The sequence below is a fragment of the Bacillus sp. FJAT-27231 genome (assembly GCF_001183975.1).
GTDB lineage: Bacteria > Bacillota > Bacilli > Bacillales > Domibacillaceae > Pseudobacillus > Pseudobacillus wudalianchiensis.
On record NZ_LFZU01000001.1, the window covers coordinates 1 to 267 of the forward strand.

At 37.8% G+C, this 267-nt stretch carries 1 tRNA gene; it reads left to right on the forward strand.

The window, feature by feature from the left end:
• The first annotated feature begins 29 nt into the window (after positions 1-29).
• Positions 30-105, forward strand: a tRNA-Ala gene (locus tag AC623_RS00005).
• The last annotated feature ends 162 nt before the right edge of the window (positions 106-267 follow it).

Consider the following 267-nt stretch of genomic DNA (forward strand, 5'->3'; position numbering starts at 1 on the left):
ACTGCTAGAAAGCAGTCGTCATATAAAATGGGGCCTTAGCTCAGCTGGGAGAGCGCCTGCTTTGCACGCAGGAGGTCAGCGGTTCGATCCCGCTAGGCTCCACCAAAAAATATATTGACAGCTTAATTTAGATCTGTTAATATAATAAAAGTCTTGTAAAAAAGAAAAATTGATCTTTGAAAACTGAACAAAATACATGCCAGTAAGTTAATTCTTATTTTTAATTATGAGCAAGTCAAACATCTTTTTGGAGAGTTTGATCCTGGC